Origin of the sequence: Bradyrhizobium sp. 33ap4, from assembly GCF_032654765.1 — a bacterium.
GTDB classification, from domain to species: Bacteria; Pseudomonadota; Alphaproteobacteria; order Rhizobiales; family Xanthobacteraceae; genus Bradyrhizobium; species Bradyrhizobium australafricanum.
The window spans coordinates 1-741 of record NZ_JAUMTJ010000213.1 but is presented as its reverse complement, the minus strand read 5'-3'; the positions used below and the strand labels follow the sequence as shown (position 1 = coordinate 741).

1 protein-coding gene is annotated in these 741 nt (G+C 55.5%); it reads right to left on the bottom strand.

Annotation, left to right across the window (positions count from 1 at the left end):
- A partial coding sequence (locus Q2M23_RS44430) for a ribonuclease H family protein (RefSeq protein WP_410469855.1) occupies nt 1-726 on the bottom strand: 726 nt, incomplete at its 3' end.
- Nucleotides 727-741 lie beyond the last annotated feature (15 nt).

Sequence of the window (741 nt, the reverse complement as noted above, 5' to 3'; positions counted from 1 at the left end):
AGGGCCCAATACCTTCGCGAGACTGAAGGGACGGTTGTCCAGGAGCTGTAGCGAAGATTGCAATCGGCGGCGTGCGACGGAATACCGTTCACAGGACAGTATAATGCGCTCGGTGTCCTCCACAGCACCACACTGCTGACAGTTCGGGGACGTCACTTTCCCTATCTTGTGCAGCAGCCGGGCGCTATAAGGAACGTTGAGTCGTAGCCGGTGAATGAGGGTTGTAAGTGGCCGGGGTACAGAAGGTGGCACCCGAAAGGACAGACCAGGGTCAAGTTGGAAGAGCAGAGAGGTCCGCGCCTCGCAAGACGCCCACGTATCCTCACTGATCCGCTGACGAAGGGAGAGAAGCACACTTTTTGCGTCGGAGCGGGTAAAATACACCTTATGCAGAGGTGTACGCAGATGCGCCTGAAGTGTCGCAGCGTCAGCTGCAATATTTCCTGCAATGCCAGAGTGGCCGGGCACCCACTGAAGCATCACGCCATGACCGTTGGCAACAGAGCAGTTGTAAGCGATGACGACGTCACAGACGATATCGACGGGGCTCTCAGACGCCAAAACGTGCTGTAAAGCCTTCAGTCCGCTCTTGGAATCGGTGTAGATGATCCATGATTTGGCAGGGTTGAATGACTCTATGAAGCGTAATGCTAGAAGAATTCCATGGAGCTCCGCCGCGGTGGGGGACGTACGATGTGATAGCCTCGCAGAGCCGTTAAGTGACAGCTCTGGAACAACATA